Origin of the sequence: Mobilicoccus massiliensis (genome assembly GCF_000826525.2) — a bacterium.
Lineage (GTDB): Bacteria > Actinomycetota > Actinomycetes > Actinomycetales > Dermatophilaceae > Mobilicoccus > Mobilicoccus massiliensis.
Window position 1 is genome coordinate 145026 of record NZ_LN651329.1, and the last position, 14907, is coordinate 159932.

Sequence of the window (14907 nt, forward strand, 5' to 3'; positions counted from 1 at the left end):
CACCGCACGCGGCACCGCGGGGAGGGCCGGCCACCCGTACTGAGGGGTGAACACCCTCATGACAGCCATGATCGGACTGCGAACCCGATGGTTCGGCTATGGCGTCAGAAGCCAGACCGTCGACAGCAGGACGACGAGGGCCGCCAGAGCCATGACGTCGCTGCGGACGGTCCGAGGACGCGCCCTCCGGCGTTGCCACGCATACGTCGCAAGTGCGACGACGCCGCAGGCCAGGGCGCACATCGCGCCGAAAAACAGGAACCCGTAGGCGAGATAGGCACCCGGTGTCTGGCCGAAGTCGTACCCGAGTACGTCGTGCGTGTTCATGGAGGCGAGACCCAGGATGCAGGCGACTGCTCCGCAGCTCACCACGACGGCGACCGTGGCGACGAAGGTCGGCGAGAACCGGGCACTCTGACAGCGGTGACGGGTGAGGTCGGTGGTGCGACCCACCCTCGACTCCCCTCGTCGGTCGGGGCTCCTCGCTCGGTGGGCAACCCCGTGCAGGAACACCGGCCTTGGATTGCTCCGGACTCCAGCATAGGGCGGCGCGGGACGTCGTGGGATCTTCGACAGGTGCGGCCGGGTGGGGCGACCGTCAGGCGGGGACCGCTGTTCACGCGTGCGCTCCGACCCCAAGCGCGGACGCACCGGTCGTCTGCCGCGCGGCGTCCGCGCCGTCATCGCGGACGCAGGAGGGCGTCACGAGGGTACGGGCCCCATCAGAGGACGGCGGCGCAGACCTCGATGAGACGCCGACGGATCGGCTCGGCCCGGGTCGCGAGATCGCGTTGGGCGGCGACGTAGATCGCCCGGCCCTCGGTGGTCTCGATGCGGACGGGGTCGAAGCCGAGTTCGCGCAGGTCGTAGGGCGATGCCCGCATGTCGAGTTCGCGGGCCGAGCGGGCGAGCCGGAACGTGTCGACGAGCAGCGCACCCGGGACGAGTGGACCGAGTTTCGTCGCCCACTTGTAGAGGTCCATCGTCGCGTGCAGACAGCCGGGCTGTTCGTGGTCGGTCTGGGACTCGCGGGTGGGGGCGAGCAGGTTGAGGGGACGCGCGGCCGGGGTGAAGAAGCGGTAGGCGTCGAAGTGGCTGCACCGGATCGGCAGTGACTCGGTGACCGCGTCGGTGTCGGCCTGACCGAGCCGCAACGGCCAGTTCTCGTGTCGTTGCTCGCCCGGGCGGAGGGCGTACACCATCGCCCACTCGTGCAGGCCGAAACACCCGAGGTGAGGGGGCCGGGCGGCGGTGGCCGCGAGCAGGTCGTGGACGAACCGCACCGTGTCACCCCGTTTGGCGAGGTAGGCGCCCACGTCGAGGAAGACGCCCTCCTCGTCGTGGGAGTAGAACGCCCAGGCGCCACGGCCGCGGGGATCGTCACCGAGGAGTTTCACCCCGGCTCCGGGATGCCAGCGCCGCATCTGCCCGGGCCGATGCCGGTAGTAGACGAAGAGGAAGTCCTCGACGGGGTGGCCGGCTCCGGCGCGCCGCCGGACGAGGTGGGCGTCGGTGAGGTGGTCGATCGCGTCGGTATGGGCTCGTTCCTGCGCCTGCCACTGCTGTTCCGCCCGTCGCTCCACGGCGACGAGGGTAGTCGAGGCCCGCGAGCGACGAGGTGCCGGCGGATCTCGCGCAACAAAGACCGGTCACGGGACGACCCGCGGCAGGGAGGAAGCGCGATTCCGCTGGTCACGCCGTTGTGCCTGTTGGAGGCATCACCAGTGACCGGTCTTTGTTGCGCGAGATGCGTAGGTCGTCACCGCCGCCCTGCCTCCGACCGGCGGCGACACGCCGCCGCGAGATCCCTGCGCGTCGTGCGGCCGGTGTCGCTGGTGGCCGGACCGTACTCTGGTCGGGACCGCGCTCTTCTCAGGAGGCGAAATGCGTTGTCTGCGTGTGGGTGTCGTCGTTCTTTCGCTCGTTCTGGGACTGTTCGCCGCGGGCCTGCCGACCGCGGCCGCCTCCCCTGCCGAGACGACGGCGACGGTGCGGCCGTACCTGGTGCTCGGTGATTCGCTCTCGGCGGGCTACCAGCCTGGGCAGGGGGATGAGAAGCGCGGCGGTTACGCCGCCCGGGTGGCGTCGGGCATGGCACGGCGAGGCACCCCGGTGCGCATCACGAACCTCGCCTGCACGGGGGAGAGCACCTCGACCATGCGTACCGGCGGGCGATGCGCCTATCGCGAGGGCAGCCAACGCGCGGCGGCTCTGGCGTTCCTGCGCGCCCACCCCGACACGACGCTGGTGACGGTCTCGCTCGGCGCCAACGATCTGCTGCGGTGCCTCTCCGAACGCGGGCGGACGTACCGCGTCGACGTGCGCTGTACCCAGCGCTCGGTCGGCAGGCTTCGACCTCGGCTGACCTCGCTCCTCACCGAGCTCCGTCGCGCGGCCCCGAACGCGCGGATCCTCGTTCTCGACTACTACGACCCCTTCCAGGCCGCCTACCTGCGCGGCACCTCGACCCGGGTGGCCGCGAGCCTTTCGGGAATCGTTCGTACCCGGGTCAACGCCGCCGTCCGGGGAGCGGCCCGGGACGCGGGCGTGCGGGTCGCCTACGTCACCGAGCCGTTCGACGACGGGTGGCTGCGTCGCGTCGACCTGCCCGGGCATGGCAGGGTTCCGGTCAGGGTCGCGCGGATCTGCACGTGGACGTGGATGTGCAGCCGCGGCGACATCCACCCGAACGACCAGGGCTATCGCGTCATCGGAGACGCCGTCCTGACGTCGCTGACGCGAAGGAGATGACATGCGGATCGCACGTTTCACCACCGGGGAGGACCCGCGCTACGGCATCGTGCAGGGCGAGGGCGACGAGCAGTGGATCGCCGAGGTCGGCGGGGATCCGCTGTACACGCCCGTCTCCGGGACCGGGCAGCGCGTCGACATGGCGGACGCCCGGCTGCTCGCCCCGGTCATCCCGCGCAGCAAGATCATCGGCATCGGCCGCAACTACGCCGACCACGCCAAGGAGATGGGCAACGACCTGCCCACCAAGCCGCTGATGTTCCTCGTCCCCAACACTGCGGTCGTCGGACCGGGCGATCCGGTGGCCATGCCCGACCTCACGAACGAGGTGAGCTACGAGGGTGAACTCGCGGTGATCATCGGGCGCATGTGCAAGGACGTGCCGGCCGACCAGGTCAAGAGCGTGATCTTCGGCTACACCTGCGCCAACGACGTCACGGCCCGGGACCTGCAGCGCGGAGACGGACAGTGGGCGCGGGCCAAGGGCCTCGACACCTTCTGCCCGCTCGGACCGTGGATCGAGACCGACCTCGACCCCGAGGACCTTCGTCTCGTCACGCGCCGCGACGGCGAGGTCGTGCAGGACGGCCGGACCTCCGACATGGTGTTCGACGTGCCCACCCTCGTCGAGGCGTGCTCGCGGGCGTTCACGCTGCTGCCCGGCGACATCATCCTCACCGGCACGCCGGCCGGGGTCGGGCCGGTCACCGACGGTCAGCGCGTCGAGGTCGAGATCGAGGGGATCGGCACCCTGTCCAACCCGTTCGTCCGGCGCTGAGTCGCCTGGTCCGGATCCGCCGCTACCCGGCCTTCCCACGAGGCCGCGGCGGCGGCGCCGCGCGGGGTCCAGGGGCCGGCCGAGCGGCGAAGGCCTGTCCGTCGTGCTCGGTAGGCTGGGCCCATCATGACGACGACACCTGCCTCCGAGCCCTCCGCGATCACGCCGCGTCTTCGCGTCGCGCCGTCGCCCACCGGCGATCCGCACGTCGGCACCGCGTACATGGCCCTGTTCAACCTGGCCTTCGTGCGCAAGCACGGGGGGAGGTTCGTGTTGCGGGTCGAGGACACCGACCGCGCGCGGTTCCGTGAGGACAGCGAGGCGCAACTCTTCGACACCCTCGACTGGCTGGGGCTCAACTGGGACGAGGGGCCCGATGTCGGAGGACCGTACGCGCCGTACCGGCAGTCGGAGCGACTCGACACGTACGCGCCGTACATCGAGCGCCTCATCGAGAGCGGCCACGCCTACTACTGCTGGTGCTCCTCGGAGCGACTCAGGGAGCTGCGGGCCGAGCAGGAGAGGTCGAAGTCGCCGGTCACGGGGTACGACCGGCTCTGCCACGGCATGACCAAGGAGCAGCGGGCCGAGCTGCCGGGATTCTCCGAGACGCCGGTGGTGCGCATGCTCATCCCCGACGACGTCCCGCTGGAGTTCGACGACCTCATCCGCGGCCGGCTCAAGGCGCCCCGCCCGGACGACCAGGTCATCCGCAAGGCCGACGGGTTCCCGACCTACCACATGGCCGTCGTCGTCGACGATCACGAGATGGGCATCACCCACGTCGTGCGCGGCGAGGAGTGGATCTCCTCCACGCCCAAGCACCTGCTGCTCTACCGCTGGCTCGGCCTGCCGGAGCCGAAGTTCGCCCACATGCCGCTGCTGCGCAACGCGAACAAGTCCAAGATCAGCAAGCGCAAGAATCCCGAGGCGCGACTCACGTGGTTCCGGGAGCAGGGGTATCTGCCCGAGGCGCTCGTCAACTTCCTCGCGCTGCTGGGCTACCCGCCGATCGTCGAGACCGACGAGAACGGGGAGCGCACCGAGCGCGAGGTGTTCTCGTTCCGCGAGTTCAGCGAGGGGTTCGAATGGAGCAAGATCAATCCCGTCGGGCCGATCTTCGACCTGACCAAGCTCGACTGGCTCAACGGCGTGTACATCCGTGAGCTGCCCGTGAACGAGCTGGCCGCGCGCCTGCTGCCGCACCTCATCGACGAGGGCGCGGTGCCGCCCAACCCGACGATGGCCGAGCTGGCACGACTCGAGTCGGTCACCGCGCTCATCCAGCCGAGGCTGACGCACCTCACCAAGGCCGGTGCGCTCGTCGCTCCGTTCTACGTGCCCGACGACGCGGTGCCCGTCGACGAGGACGCCCGCGCACAGCTCAAGGACGACGCGCCGCAGGTCGTCGACGCGGCGATCGAGGCGCTGGAGGGCGTCTCCACCGCCCCGGGTGACGTCTTCGGTGAGGGCCGCGGCTGGACTCACGAGAACATCGAGGCGGCGCTACGATCCGCGCTCGTCGAGGGCAAGGGTCTCAAGCCCAAGTTCGCGTTCGGGCCGGTGCGCACGGCGATCTCGGGCAAGAAGGTCTCGCCCCCGCTGTTCGAGTCGATGCAGATCCTCGGCCGCGACGCCACCCTGACCCGGCTGAAGACGTTCCGCGCCTCGCTGTGATGACGTCCTCGACGGAACGTGGGACGAGCCACGGTCGGACCGCGGCACCGGACAGCACCCCGGTCTCCTCGACGACCGCGCGAAAAGGGGGCGGTTGGGACGCCCCGGTGCGTGGGCTGCTGCTCGACATCGACGACACGCTCGTCGACACGCAGGCGGCGATGCGCAGTTCGTGTGCGCGAGGTGCGGCGACGGCGTGGCCGGGGGAGCCCGCCGAGGTGCACGAGGCGATCTCGGCGATCTTCTACGACGATCCCGGTGACTTCTTCGACCGCTACACCCGGGGCGAGTTTCCGTTCGCCGAGATGCGGGCGGCCCGCTACCACGAGGCGTGCCGACGCCTGGGATTGTCGCTGCAGGGCTTCGAGACCTTCGAGAGCACCTACCGCGTCGCCTTCGCCGGCTCCCAGGAGTTGTTCGACGACGCGCTCGAGCTGCTCGACACCGCCGCCCGGGCGGGGGTGCGCATCGCGTTCGTCACCAACTCCGGCGCCGAACAGACCGAGGTCAAGCTCGACGCCGTCGGCCTGCGCGGACGTGGACCGGTGGTCACCACCGACACCCTGGGCGTCGGCAAGCCCGACCCGGCCGTCTTCACCCGCGCGATGGAGTTGATCGGCACGCCGCGGGCCGAGACGATCATCGTCGGCGACACGCTGCCGACCGACGTTCAGGGAGGGCTCGCCGCCGGGATGCGCGTCGCGTGGCTGCAGCGCGTGGACAAGCCCGAACCGCGCAACGCCGGATGGGCGATCGAGGTCGACGACCCGCGCGTGCGCATCGTCACGACGCTCACCGACCTGCTGCCTCTGCTGACGTCCTGACGGGCGCTGGCGCGGTCCCGTCCGGGGCCGAGGCGGGCGTCACCGGCGTCGACGAAGACGCGTGCTTCCGGCGCCGTTCGCGATCCCCGCTCAGGTGAGACCGAGCGGCAGCCCCGTGGCGTACTCGCCGTCGACGACCGGGCCGAAGTCGTCGTGCACGCCCAGGAGCCGGGCGAGGCCGACGAGAGACTCGCCGAGTCCCGCGTCGATGCGGTACGTGGCCTCCCCGTCGCCCCTGGTCCGGCCACGGGTGATGATCGCGACCGGGCGCCCGGCCTTGTGGGAGTGCCGGACGAACCGGTATCCGCTCATCACCTGCAGGCTCGAACCGAGCACGAGCAGCGATCGCGAGGCGTCGACCGCGTCGTAGGCGCGGGCGACGCGATCCTTGGGCACCTGCTCGCCGAAGTACACGACGTGGGGTTTGAGGGTGTCGGCGCCGCACCGGCCGCAGTCGGCGAGAACGAACCGCTCGACGTCGGCGTCGGGCAGCGTGACGTCGCCGTCGGGGCGGATCTCGCCGGTGCGGACCCGCTCGGCGAAGCCGGGGTTGAGCTGGGCGAGGCGCTGCTCCATGAGGTCGCGGGGGAGTCGGTCGTCGCAGGTCAGGCACCGTACGAGCGAGAGAGTGCCGTGGAGCTCGAGGACATCGGTCGCGCCCGCCTCCTGGTGGAGTCCGTCGACGTTCTGCGTGATGAGCGACGACACGAACCCCTCACGCTGGAGCGCCGCGACGACACGGTGGCCGGCGTTCGGGCGCGACGAGGCGAACCGAGCCCACCCCACGTGCGCCCGCGACCAATACCGGCGACGCGACTGCGGCCCGGAGACGAACTCCGAGTACTGCATCGGCTGCACGCGTCGCTGCCCGTCCGGGCCGCGGTAGTCGGGGATCCCCGACTCGGTGCTCATGCCCGCGCCGGTGAGGACGCACACGTCGCCGCCGGAGACGAGGTCGGCGATCGCCTCGAGCATGGCGGCGTCGGGGTGAGGTGCGGTCACGCCGCCATTATCGGGGGTGGACCGCATGCGTCGCGCGACACCCGGCTCCGCCGCGCCCCGGCACGAACTCCCGCGAGGAGCGCCGGCTTTCAGCCCTTGTTCTGACGCTTCTGGATGTTGGCCCACTCGTCGCGCAGGCCCACGGTGCGGTGGAAGAGCATGGGCGTGCGGGGGTCGTGGGCGAAGTAGCCGAGGCGCTCGAACTGCACGACCTCGCCGGGGGCGGTGTCGGCGAGGGCCGGTTCGACCTTGGCGTTCGTGAGCAGCTCACGGGAGTGCGGATCGAGGTCGTCCATGACGTCACCGGTGCGTTCGCCGGGGGCAGGTGCGGAGAAGAGCCGTTCGTAGAGCGCGACCTGGGCGTTGACAGCGTGGGCGGCGGAGACCCAGTGCATCGTCGACTTGACCTTGCGGCCGTCGGGGGCGGTGCCCCCGCGGGACTCCGGGTCCATCGTCACGTGCACCTCGACGACCTCGCCCGCGTCGTTCTTGACGACATCGGTGCACGTCACGAGGTAAGCGCCACGCAACCGAACCTCCCGACCGGGGGAGAGGCGGAAGAACTTCGGCGGCGGCACCTCGGCGAAGTCGTCCTGCTCGATCCACAGCTCACCGGAGAACGGAACGCTGCGAATGCCGTCGTCGGGGTTCTCCGGGTTGTTGACGACGTCGAAGTACTCGACGACCGGCGCGCCGGAGGCGTCGGTGGGCCAGTTGTCGATGACCACCTTGAGCGGGCGAAGCACTGCCATACGTCGCTGCGAGGTGAGGTTGAGGTGCTTGCGGACGAAGCTCTCGAGCAGCTCGATGTCGTGCCGGCTGTTGGTGCGGGTCAGACCAATGTAGGCGCAGAACTCCCGGATCGCGGCAGGCGGGTAGCCACGGCGACGCAGCGCCGAGATCGTGGGCATGCGCGGGTCGTCCCAGCCGTCGACGACACCGTTCTCGATGAGCTGACGCAGACGCCGCTTGCTCGTCACCGTGTGCGTGAGCTCGAGGCGCGCGAACTCCCGCTGCTTCGGGGGCGCCTGCTCGAGTGGCAGGTGCGCGAGGTACCAGTCGTAGAGGGCGCGGTTGCTGCCGAACTCCAACGTGCACAGCGAATGCGTCACGCCCTCGATGGCGTCGGACTGCCCGTGCGCCCAGTCGTAGGTCGGGTAGATGCACCACGTGTCACCCGTGCGGTGATGGTTGCTGCGGCGGATGCGGTACATGACCGGGTCGCGCAGTTGCATGTTCTCGTGCTGCATGTCGATCTTCGCCCGCAGCACCCGCGACCCGTCCGGGTACTCCCCGGCGCGCATCTTGCGCAACTCGGTGAGGCTCTCCTCGACCGGCCGGTCGCGGAACGGCGACTCGACTCCGGGCTTGCCGTAACCGCCACGCTGGGCAGAGATCGTCTCGCCGTCCTGCTCGTCGACGTAGGCGAGACCCTGGCCGATGAGCAGCTCGGCCCAGGTGTACAGCTGCTCGAAGTAGTCGGAGGCGAAGAGCACCGACTGCGGCTCGTAGCCGAGCCACGCGATGTCCTCGCGGATGGAGTCGACGTACTCGACGTCCTCGGTGTCGGGGTTGGTGTCGTCGAGGCGCAGGTTGCAGACGCCGCCGAAGTCCTTCGCGATACCGAAGTCGACGCAGATCGCTTTTGCGTGACCGATGTGCAGATAACCGTTGGGCTCGGGAGGGAACCGGGTCTGCACACGACCGCCGTAGGTGCCGGCCTCGTTGTCCGCACGGATCTCGTCACGCACGAAGTCGCTGGTGGGGGCGGGGTTCACGGCCTCGGTCATGGGTGGAATCCTACCGTGCGACCGCCCCGCGGCCCGGCACGGTCCACGGGTGACGACCCCCTCCCGGGCCTCGACGCTGGCACCTCGCGGCGCATCGCCCGACCCAGGCCGTGGTCGCGTGAAGCGCGGGTGACTCGGGGGTGCTCCCAGGGCGATCAGGGCGGGGGTGGCACGGCGTCGGCGCGGGGCCATCGCGGAGTGGCCTCGACCGGGCGCGCAGGCGGGCTGAGTCGGCAGGGCGACGCAGATCTCGCGCAACAAAGACCGGTCAATCCCCTCGCTTGGACGGCGGGTTCTCGAATCTGCCCAGGTCAGCGGGCTAGGGGTCATCGCGGCGTCGGACGCTGACCGGTCTTTGTTGCGCGAGATCTCCTCGCAGCCACTCGTTCGAGGGCGCGTCCGGGCCGCACATCGCGCTTCGGTGGGCGAGTCGCGCACGCTCGACGGCAGGGGCGTGAAGGCGACCGGTCGACACCGGGACAACGCGACGCTGCCCGGCCGTTCCCGTGACGTGAGTCGTCGTCCCTCACGTAGAGATCCGGATTTGGGCGCGACACGCTCGGGCGGCTAGAGTGAGTCCTCGTGATCGCGAGCCGATCGCTCTCGCCTGTCGAGGACATCGCTCGGGATACCCCATGGGGTATGGTGTAATTGGCAGCACGACTGATTCTGGTTCAGTTAGTCTAGGTTCGAGTCCTGGTACCCCAGCTCTGATCAGGTGTTTCACCCGATTAGGAGAAGGACGAGTGTTCAGCTAGTCTTTCGACGCTGTTCCTGGCCCCGTTGTGTAGTGGCCTAGCACGCCGCCCTCTCAAGGCGGTAGCGCCGGTTCGAATCCGGTCGGGGCTACACGATACGAAGACCCGCTCCCTGCAGGGGGCGGGTCTTCGTCGTTCTCGGACTGTTCGACGGTTCGAGCGATCAGTCGGTGGCGACGGGTGCGTCGAGCCGGTTCAGGCGTCCGCGCTGGGCAGGGAGCGGGCAGAGGTCGTGCCGCACCGGGACGATGCGCGGACGCAGGCGCATCGCCGCAGCGACCGACCCGAGCGTGAGCAGTTCCTCCACCAGCACCCGGGTCGGCGCGACGAGCAGGAGTGAGCCGGCCTCTGCGCCGGCGGCCAGTTCGGAAACTGGCGTCCACTCCGACAGATGCGCCTCGGTCGTCGTGTGCTGCATCGCGTTGGCGAGGCCGCGATCTCGCACGGGGAGCAGGAAGAACCGCACGTCGAACCGCTTGGCGCTGCCGACGGGCGTGATCCATTCGTCCCACGGCACGAGGGCGGCGGGGTCGATGCGCGCACCGGTCTCCTCGGCGACCTCGCGTACACCGGTCGCGAGCGCCGTTCGCACGGCCTGGTGCTCCTCACCCCACCGCTCGTGATGGCCGCACGCCCACGCGGCCTGGTGCTCGGCCACGAGATCATCGGGCAGATCGAGCTCGGCGCCCAGTTCGGCGTCGCCCGGGTCGACGCGGCCGCCCGGAAAGACGACCGCGTTGGGGACGAAGTCCATCGAGCCCACGCGATGCTGGACGAACACCTCGAGGCCGCCGTCGCCGTCGCGGACGGGGACGACGCTCACCGCCGGTGTCGGTGCGGGGGAGTCCTCGATGTACCGGTACAAGGCGTCCGGCGTCTTGCCGGGCCCAGGCTGGAAGCCGCGCTCGAGCAACCACGACGCTCCGCTCGTGGGTGACGCGGTGAGTGAGTCCGCTCCCGCATCGAGCACGAGCCCGTAGGCGGCGCGCACCAAGCTCGTGCCGAGGCCCCGGCCGGCGGCTCGCGGGTGTACGGCGAGCGCTTCGAGGTGGTGGACGCCGTCACGCTGCACGACACGGGCGAAACCGGCGGGCGGCTGCCCGATGACGAGCAGCGTTCCCTCCCGGGTGTCTTCGGCGGTTGGTGCGCTCGCATCGACCTCGGTCTCGCCCGACCGACCCTCGGTTGCGAGCTCCACGACCCGGACGTGCGCCAGGTCCTCCGGAAGCGCACGCCTGACCGCGGTGATGCTCAGACCCATGCCCTTCTCCTCGCTCAGGCCCCGACCCGGAGCGTGACGGCAGCTGGGATGGCGGCTCCGGTGGGGTGCTCACCCCCGCGCCACTCCCATCCCATCTGCCATCACCGGGCGGGACGGCCGGTGATGGTACGGCCGGACGCCCCGGTTCAGGAAGACTTGTCCGCCTGCGAGTTCTGCTGCTGTGCGGCGTGGGCGCGGGCGAGGACCTCGGTGAGCTTGTTGGCACCGGCCACGACGGTGGCCGCGTGGAGGCGGCCGGGCTGGCGGGAGACGCGTTCGATGGGGCCCGAGATCGACACCGCAGCGATGACCCTGCCGGCCGGGTTGCGCACCGGGGCGGAGACGGAGGCGACTCCGGGCTCGCGTTCGCCGACACTCTGCGCCCAGCCACGGCGCCGGACGCCCGACAGGGTGGTCGCGGTGAACTCCGCGCCCTGCAGACCGCGGTGGAGACGGTCGGGCTCCTCCCAGGCGAGGAGCACCTGGGCGGCCGAGCCGGCGAGCATCGACAGGGTGGCCCCGACGGGGATCGAGTCGCGCAGGCCCATCGGCCGCTCGGCCGCGGCGACGCAGATGCGCATGTCGCCCTGGCGGCGGAAGAGCTGCGCGCTCTCGTGGGTGTGGTCGCGCAGCGCGCCGAGCACGGCGCCGGCGGCGGCGAGCAGGCGGTCCTCACCGGCGGCGGAGGCGAGTTCGCCGAGGCGCGGGCCGAGGATGAACCGGCCCTGCATGTCCCGGGAGACGAGCCGGTGATGTTCGAGCGCCACGGCCAGGCGATGGGCCGTCGGACGTGCCAATCCGGTACTCGCGACGAGCTGTGCCAACGTCGCGGGCCCGGCCTCGAGTGCGCCGAGCACGGTCGCGGCCTTGTCGAGGACTCCTACACCGCTGCTCTTCTCCATGAGCGCATCTTGCCGTCTCGTCTCATGAGACGCAAGCGCTTCACATCCTGAACTTGTCGGACCGTCACCCTAGCCTGGGCAGACCGCCTGGCAGCGATCGCGAAGGAGCACCATGAGCGGCACTCTGGCCGAGAAGGTCTGGCGCGACCACGTCGTGCGTTCCGCCGACGACGAGCCCGATCTGCTCTACATCGACCTCCATCTCGTGCACGAGGTGACGAGCCCGCAGGCGTTCGACGGCCTGCGTCTGGCCGGTCGCCGGCTCCGCCGTCCCGACCTCACGATCGCCACCGAGGACCACAACGTCCCCACGCTGCCGGGCCCGATCGAGGACCCGACGAGTCGCACCCAGGTCGAGACGCTGCGCCGCAACTGCGAGGAGTTCGGCGTCCGTCTGCACCCCATGGGCGACGTCCACCAGGGCATCGTCCACATCATCGGCCCCGAGCTGGGGCTCACCCAGCCCGGCATGACCGTCGTGTGCGGCGATTCCCACACCTCCACGCACGGTGCCTTCGGCGCACTCGCGTTCGGCATCGGCACGAGCGAGGTCGAGCACGTCATGGCCACCCAGACGCTGCCGCTCAAGCCGTTCAAGACGATGTCGGTGACGATCGACGGCGAGCTGCCGGAGGGTGTGACGAGCAAGGACGTCATCCTCGCGGTGATCGCACAGATCGGCACCGGCGGTGGGCAGGGCCACGTCATCGAGTACCGCGGCAGCGCGATCGAGGGCCTGTCGATGGAGGCCCGCATGACGATGTGCAACATGTCGATCGAGGCCGGGGCCCGCGCCGGCATGATCGCACCGGACGAGACGACGTTCGCCTACCTCGAGGGGCGCCCGCACGCGCCGCAGGGAAAGGACTGGGACGCGGCGGTCGAGTACTGGAAGACGCTGCGCACCGACGACGACGCCGTGTTCGACACCGAGGTGCGTCTCGACGCGACCGAGCTCACGCCGTTCGTCACGTGGGGAACGAACCCCGGTCAGGGAGCCCCCCTCGGCGCCCGCGTGCCCGATCCGGCGCAGATCAACGACGAGGAGCAGCGGCGGGCCACCGAGAGCGCGCTCGCCTACATGGGCCTGACGGCCGGCACCCCGTTGCGCGAGGTCGCCGTCGACACCGTGTTCGTCGGGTCGTGCACGAACGGGCGCATCGAGGACCTGCGGGCGGTGGCCGGGGTGCTCGACGGACGCCGGGTCGCCGACGGTGTCCGGATGCTCGTCGTGCCCGGCTCGGCGCAGGTCGCCGCACAGGCGGAGGCCGAGGGACTCGATGCCGTCGTCACCGCGGCCGGCGCCGAATGGCGACTGCCGGGTTGCTCGATGTGCCTCGCGATGAACCCCGACAAGCTCGCGCCGGGGGAGCGGTGCGCCTCGACGAGCAACCGCAACTTCGAGGGTCGCCAGGGCAAGGGCGGACGCACCCACCTCGTCAGCCCCGCCGTGGCCGCCGCGACCGCCGTGCGTGGCCGTCTCGCCGCGCCTGCCGACCTCTGATCCGCGACGCCCCCAGGAGCACACCGCCATGGAGAAGTTCACGACGCACACCGGCGTCGGCGTCCCCCTGCGCCGCAGCAACGTCGACACCGACCAGATCATCCCCGCCGTCTACCTCAAGCGGGTGACCCGCACGGGATTCGAGGACGGCCTGTTCGCCGGCTGGCGTGCCGACCCGGAGTTCGTCCTCAATCGGGACGCCTACCGCGGCGGAAGCGTGCTCGTCGCGGGACCCGACTTCGGCACCGGCTCCTCCCGCGAGCACGCCGTGTGGGCGTTGCAGGACTACGGCTTCAAGGCCGTCGTCTCCTCGCGATTCGCCGACATCTTCCGCGGCAACTCGGGTAAGGCGGGGCTGCTCACGGCCCTCGTCGAGCCCGGTGACGCCGAGCTGCTGCAGAAGCTGCTCGAGGAGGAACCCGGCGCCGAGGTCACCGTCGACCTCGAGGCACGCACCATCGAGTGTCGTGGGGTCGTCGTTCCCTTCGACGTCGACGACTACCAGCGCTACCGGCTGCTCAACGGCCTCGACGACATCGACATCACCCTCGCCCACGAGGCAGACATCGCCGCCTTCGAGGCCGAACGACCGTCGTTCCTGCCGACCACGGCCTGAGAATCGTCTCGTGCCGAACGCCCGCTTCGCTCGAATTCCGAGACGAGGCGGGGGGTGACGGGGTCGCTTCGCCACGTCGCCGGGCCGCGTGTTGTCCTGTCCACCCGGTCGTTTCGGCTCCGCACGCGGTGCGCGCCGCCCGCTCGTATCTCTGGTCGGACCCCCTCTGAGCAGGCAATTCGCCGGTCATCACCGGGTTCTCGCGATGGGGCTGGTCGCCCCCGGAGCCGGTTCCTCTGTGGGTGTAGCGACTTCATGCCGATAGGTGAATCGTGGGGTACACATGCCTCACCGTGATCGCCTCCTGCCAGGACGCGTTCACGAGCATAGGTGAGATGACCCGATCCTTGGGTCTGCACACGGACGTGGAGGGGTCTTGAGCTCTTGCCACGGCTCGACGGCCCGCATCGCGAGCCACACATCTCTGGAGGGAGAGAGTAGTGAACAAGGCTGATCTGGTCGACGCTCTCGAGTCGCGTCTCGGTGGCCGCAAGGCTGCCTCGGACGCCATCGAGGCGATCTTCGACGTCATCATCCGCGAGGTCGCACGAGGTGGAAAGGTCGGAATCACCGGCTTCGGCACCTTCGAGCGCGTCGACCGCGCGGCCCGCACGGGTCGCAACCCGCGCACGGGTGAGTCCGTGCGCATCGAATCGACCGCGGTTCCGAAGTTCCGCCCCGGGACGGCGTTCAAGCTGTACGTGGCCGAGCCCGCAACCCTGCCCAAGACGGGACCGGCCGCCGCGCGTGCTGCTGCGGGTACCGCCTCGGAGGTTCGCGCCAAGGCCGAGGCTGCCATCGCCCAGTCCAAGGCCAAGAGGACCAAGGGCGGGCGCCGCAGCGCCTGACGAATGGACACCCCCGCTCACCGGGGCCCCTCAACCGGTGAGCGGGGGTGTCGCGTGCCCGGACGCTTCCTCGACGGATCACCGCCGCCTGCCCGCGTCGGGTCGCGACGCCCCCCGCAGGGTGGAACCGTCTCGACATGACCGGCCGGTCGGGCGAAGATGGCCTGCGACCGTGGCCGTGGGGACGAGAGGATCG

Annotated in this window: 13 protein-coding genes and 2 tRNA genes; 9 read left to right on the top strand and 6 right to left on the bottom strand. The window is 70.3% G+C overall.

Annotation, left to right across the window (positions count from 1 at the left end; all coding sequences use genetic code 11):
* Positions 1-96: 96 nt before the first annotated feature.
* Both BN1197_RS08455 and BN1197_RS08460 read right to left on the bottom strand, forming a co-directional pair.
* Positions 97-453 (bottom strand): hypothetical protein, encoded by a 357-nt coding sequence (locus BN1197_RS08455; protein ID WP_040158376.1) that lies wholly within the window; start codon positions 451-453, stop codon positions 97-99.
* A 269-nt stretch (positions 454-722) separates the two neighbouring features.
* Positions 723-1583: a hypothetical protein gene (locus BN1197_RS08460; RefSeq protein ID WP_040158378.1), complete on the bottom strand. Its 861-nt coding sequence runs from the start codon at positions 1581-1583 to the stop codon at positions 723-725.
* Between the two features lie 301 nt (positions 1584-1884).
* Between BN1197_RS08460 and BN1197_RS08465 the strand changes: the two genes are divergently transcribed.
* The 4 genes from BN1197_RS08465 to BN1197_RS08480 all read left to right on the top strand — a co-directional run bounded on the left by BN1197_RS08465 (position 1885) and on the right by BN1197_RS08480 (position 6030).
* On the top strand, positions 1885-2751 hold the full coding sequence (locus BN1197_RS08465; protein WP_082043740.1) for an SGNH/GDSL hydrolase family protein: 867 nt from the start codon (positions 1885-1887) through the stop codon (positions 2749-2751).
* 1 nt (position 2752) lies between these two features.
* Positions 2753-3529 (top strand): fumarylacetoacetate hydrolase family protein, encoded by a 777-nt coding sequence (locus BN1197_RS08470; RefSeq protein ID WP_040158383.1) that lies wholly within the window; start codon positions 2753-2755, stop codon positions 3527-3529.
* Positions 3530-3655: 126 nt separating this feature from the next.
* On the top strand, positions 3656-5206 hold the full coding sequence (gene gltX / locus BN1197_RS08475; protein ID WP_040158386.1) for a glutamate--tRNA ligase: 1551 nt from the start codon (positions 3656-3658) through the stop codon (positions 5204-5206).
* 107 nt (positions 5207-5313) lie between these two features.
* On the top strand, positions 5314-6030 hold the full coding sequence (locus BN1197_RS08480; RefSeq protein WP_040158389.1) for an HAD family hydrolase: 717 nt from the start codon (positions 5314-5316) through the stop codon (positions 6028-6030).
* A 90-nt stretch (positions 6031-6120) separates the two neighbouring features.
* Here BN1197_RS08480 and BN1197_RS08485 read toward each other — a convergent pair whose 3' ends face one another.
* Positions 6121-7032 (bottom strand): NAD-dependent protein deacetylase, encoded by a 912-nt coding sequence (locus BN1197_RS08485; RefSeq protein WP_245851859.1) that lies wholly within the window; start codon positions 7030-7032, stop codon positions 6121-6123.
* Positions 7033-7121: 89 nt separating this feature from the next.
* Entirely contained in the window at positions 7122-8822 is a 1701-nt protein-coding gene (locus BN1197_RS08490; protein WP_040158395.1) for a glutamine--tRNA ligase/YqeY domain fusion protein, read from the bottom strand.
* Between the two features lie 636 nt (positions 8823-9458).
* Here BN1197_RS08490 and BN1197_RS08495 point away from each other — a divergent pair.
* Positions 9459-9530 (top strand) — tRNA-Gln (locus tag BN1197_RS08495).
* Between the two features lie 68 nt (positions 9531-9598).
* Positions 9599-9671 (top strand) — tRNA-Glu (locus BN1197_RS08500).
* A 72-nt stretch (positions 9672-9743) separates the two neighbouring features.
* Here the strand turns inward: BN1197_RS08500 and BN1197_RS08505 are convergent.
* Entirely contained in the window at positions 9744-10841 is a 1098-nt protein-coding gene (locus BN1197_RS08505; RefSeq protein ID WP_082043742.1) for a GNAT family N-acetyltransferase, read from the bottom strand.
* A 146-nt stretch (positions 10842-10987) separates the two neighbouring features.
* Positions 10988-11743: an IclR family transcriptional regulator gene (locus BN1197_RS08510; protein WP_040158397.1), complete on the bottom strand. Its 756-nt coding sequence runs from the start codon at positions 11741-11743 to the stop codon at positions 10988-10990.
* Positions 11744-11855: 112 nt separating this feature from the next.
* On the opposite strand from BN1197_RS08510, the gene leuC reads away from it, so the two are divergent.
* The 3 genes from leuC (at position 11856) to BN1197_RS08525 (ending at position 14711) form a co-directional block, all read left to right on the top strand.
* On the top strand, positions 11856-13247 hold the full coding sequence (gene leuC, locus BN1197_RS08515; protein ID WP_040158400.1) for a 3-isopropylmalate dehydratase large subunit: 1392 nt from the start codon (positions 11856-11858) through the stop codon (positions 13245-13247).
* A gap of 28 nt (positions 13248-13275) precedes the next feature.
* The gene (gene leuD / locus BN1197_RS08520) at positions 13276-13863 is read left to right on the top strand and encodes a 3-isopropylmalate dehydratase small subunit (protein WP_040158819.1); all 588 of its coding nucleotides are present in this window, start codon (positions 13276-13278) and stop codon (positions 13861-13863) included.
* Positions 13864-14303: 440 nt separating this feature from the next.
* Complete coding sequence (locus tag BN1197_RS08525) at positions 14304-14711, top strand: HU family DNA-binding protein (protein WP_040158402.1); 408 nt, start codon at positions 14304-14306, stop codon at positions 14709-14711.
* Positions 14712-14907 lie beyond the last annotated feature (196 nt).

Bases quoted from the DNA above. Each gene is read 5' to 3' on its own strand.
- BN1197_RS08470 (WP_040158383.1), top strand. From the start codon at position 2,753: ATGCGGATCGCACGTTTCACCACCGGGGAGGACCCGCGCTACGGCATC.
- gltX (WP_040158386.1), top strand. From the start codon at position 3,656: ATGACGACGACACCTGCCTCCGAGCCCTCCGCGATCACGCCGCGTCTT.
- BN1197_RS08510 (WP_040158397.1), bottom strand. From the start codon at position 11,743: ATGGAGAAGAGCAGCGGTGTAGGAGTCCTCGACAAGGCCGCGACCGTG.
- BN1197_RS08505 (WP_082043742.1), bottom strand. From the start codon at position 10,841: ATGGGTCTGAGCATCACCGCGGTCAGGCGTGCGCTTCCGGAGGACCTG.
- leuC (WP_040158400.1), top strand. From the start codon at position 11,856: ATGAGCGGCACTCTGGCCGAGAAGGTCTGGCGCGACCACGTCGTGCGT.
- BN1197_RS08490 (WP_040158395.1), bottom strand. From the start codon at position 8,822: ATGACCGAGGCCGTGAACCCCGCCCCCACCAGCGACTTCGTGCGTGAC.
- BN1197_RS08465 (WP_082043740.1), top strand. From the start codon at position 1,885: ATGCGTTGTCTGCGTGTGGGTGTCGTCGTTCTTTCGCTCGTTCTGGGA.
- leuD (WP_040158819.1), top strand. From the start codon at position 13,276: ATGGAGAAGTTCACGACGCACACCGGCGTCGGCGTCCCCCTGCGCCGC.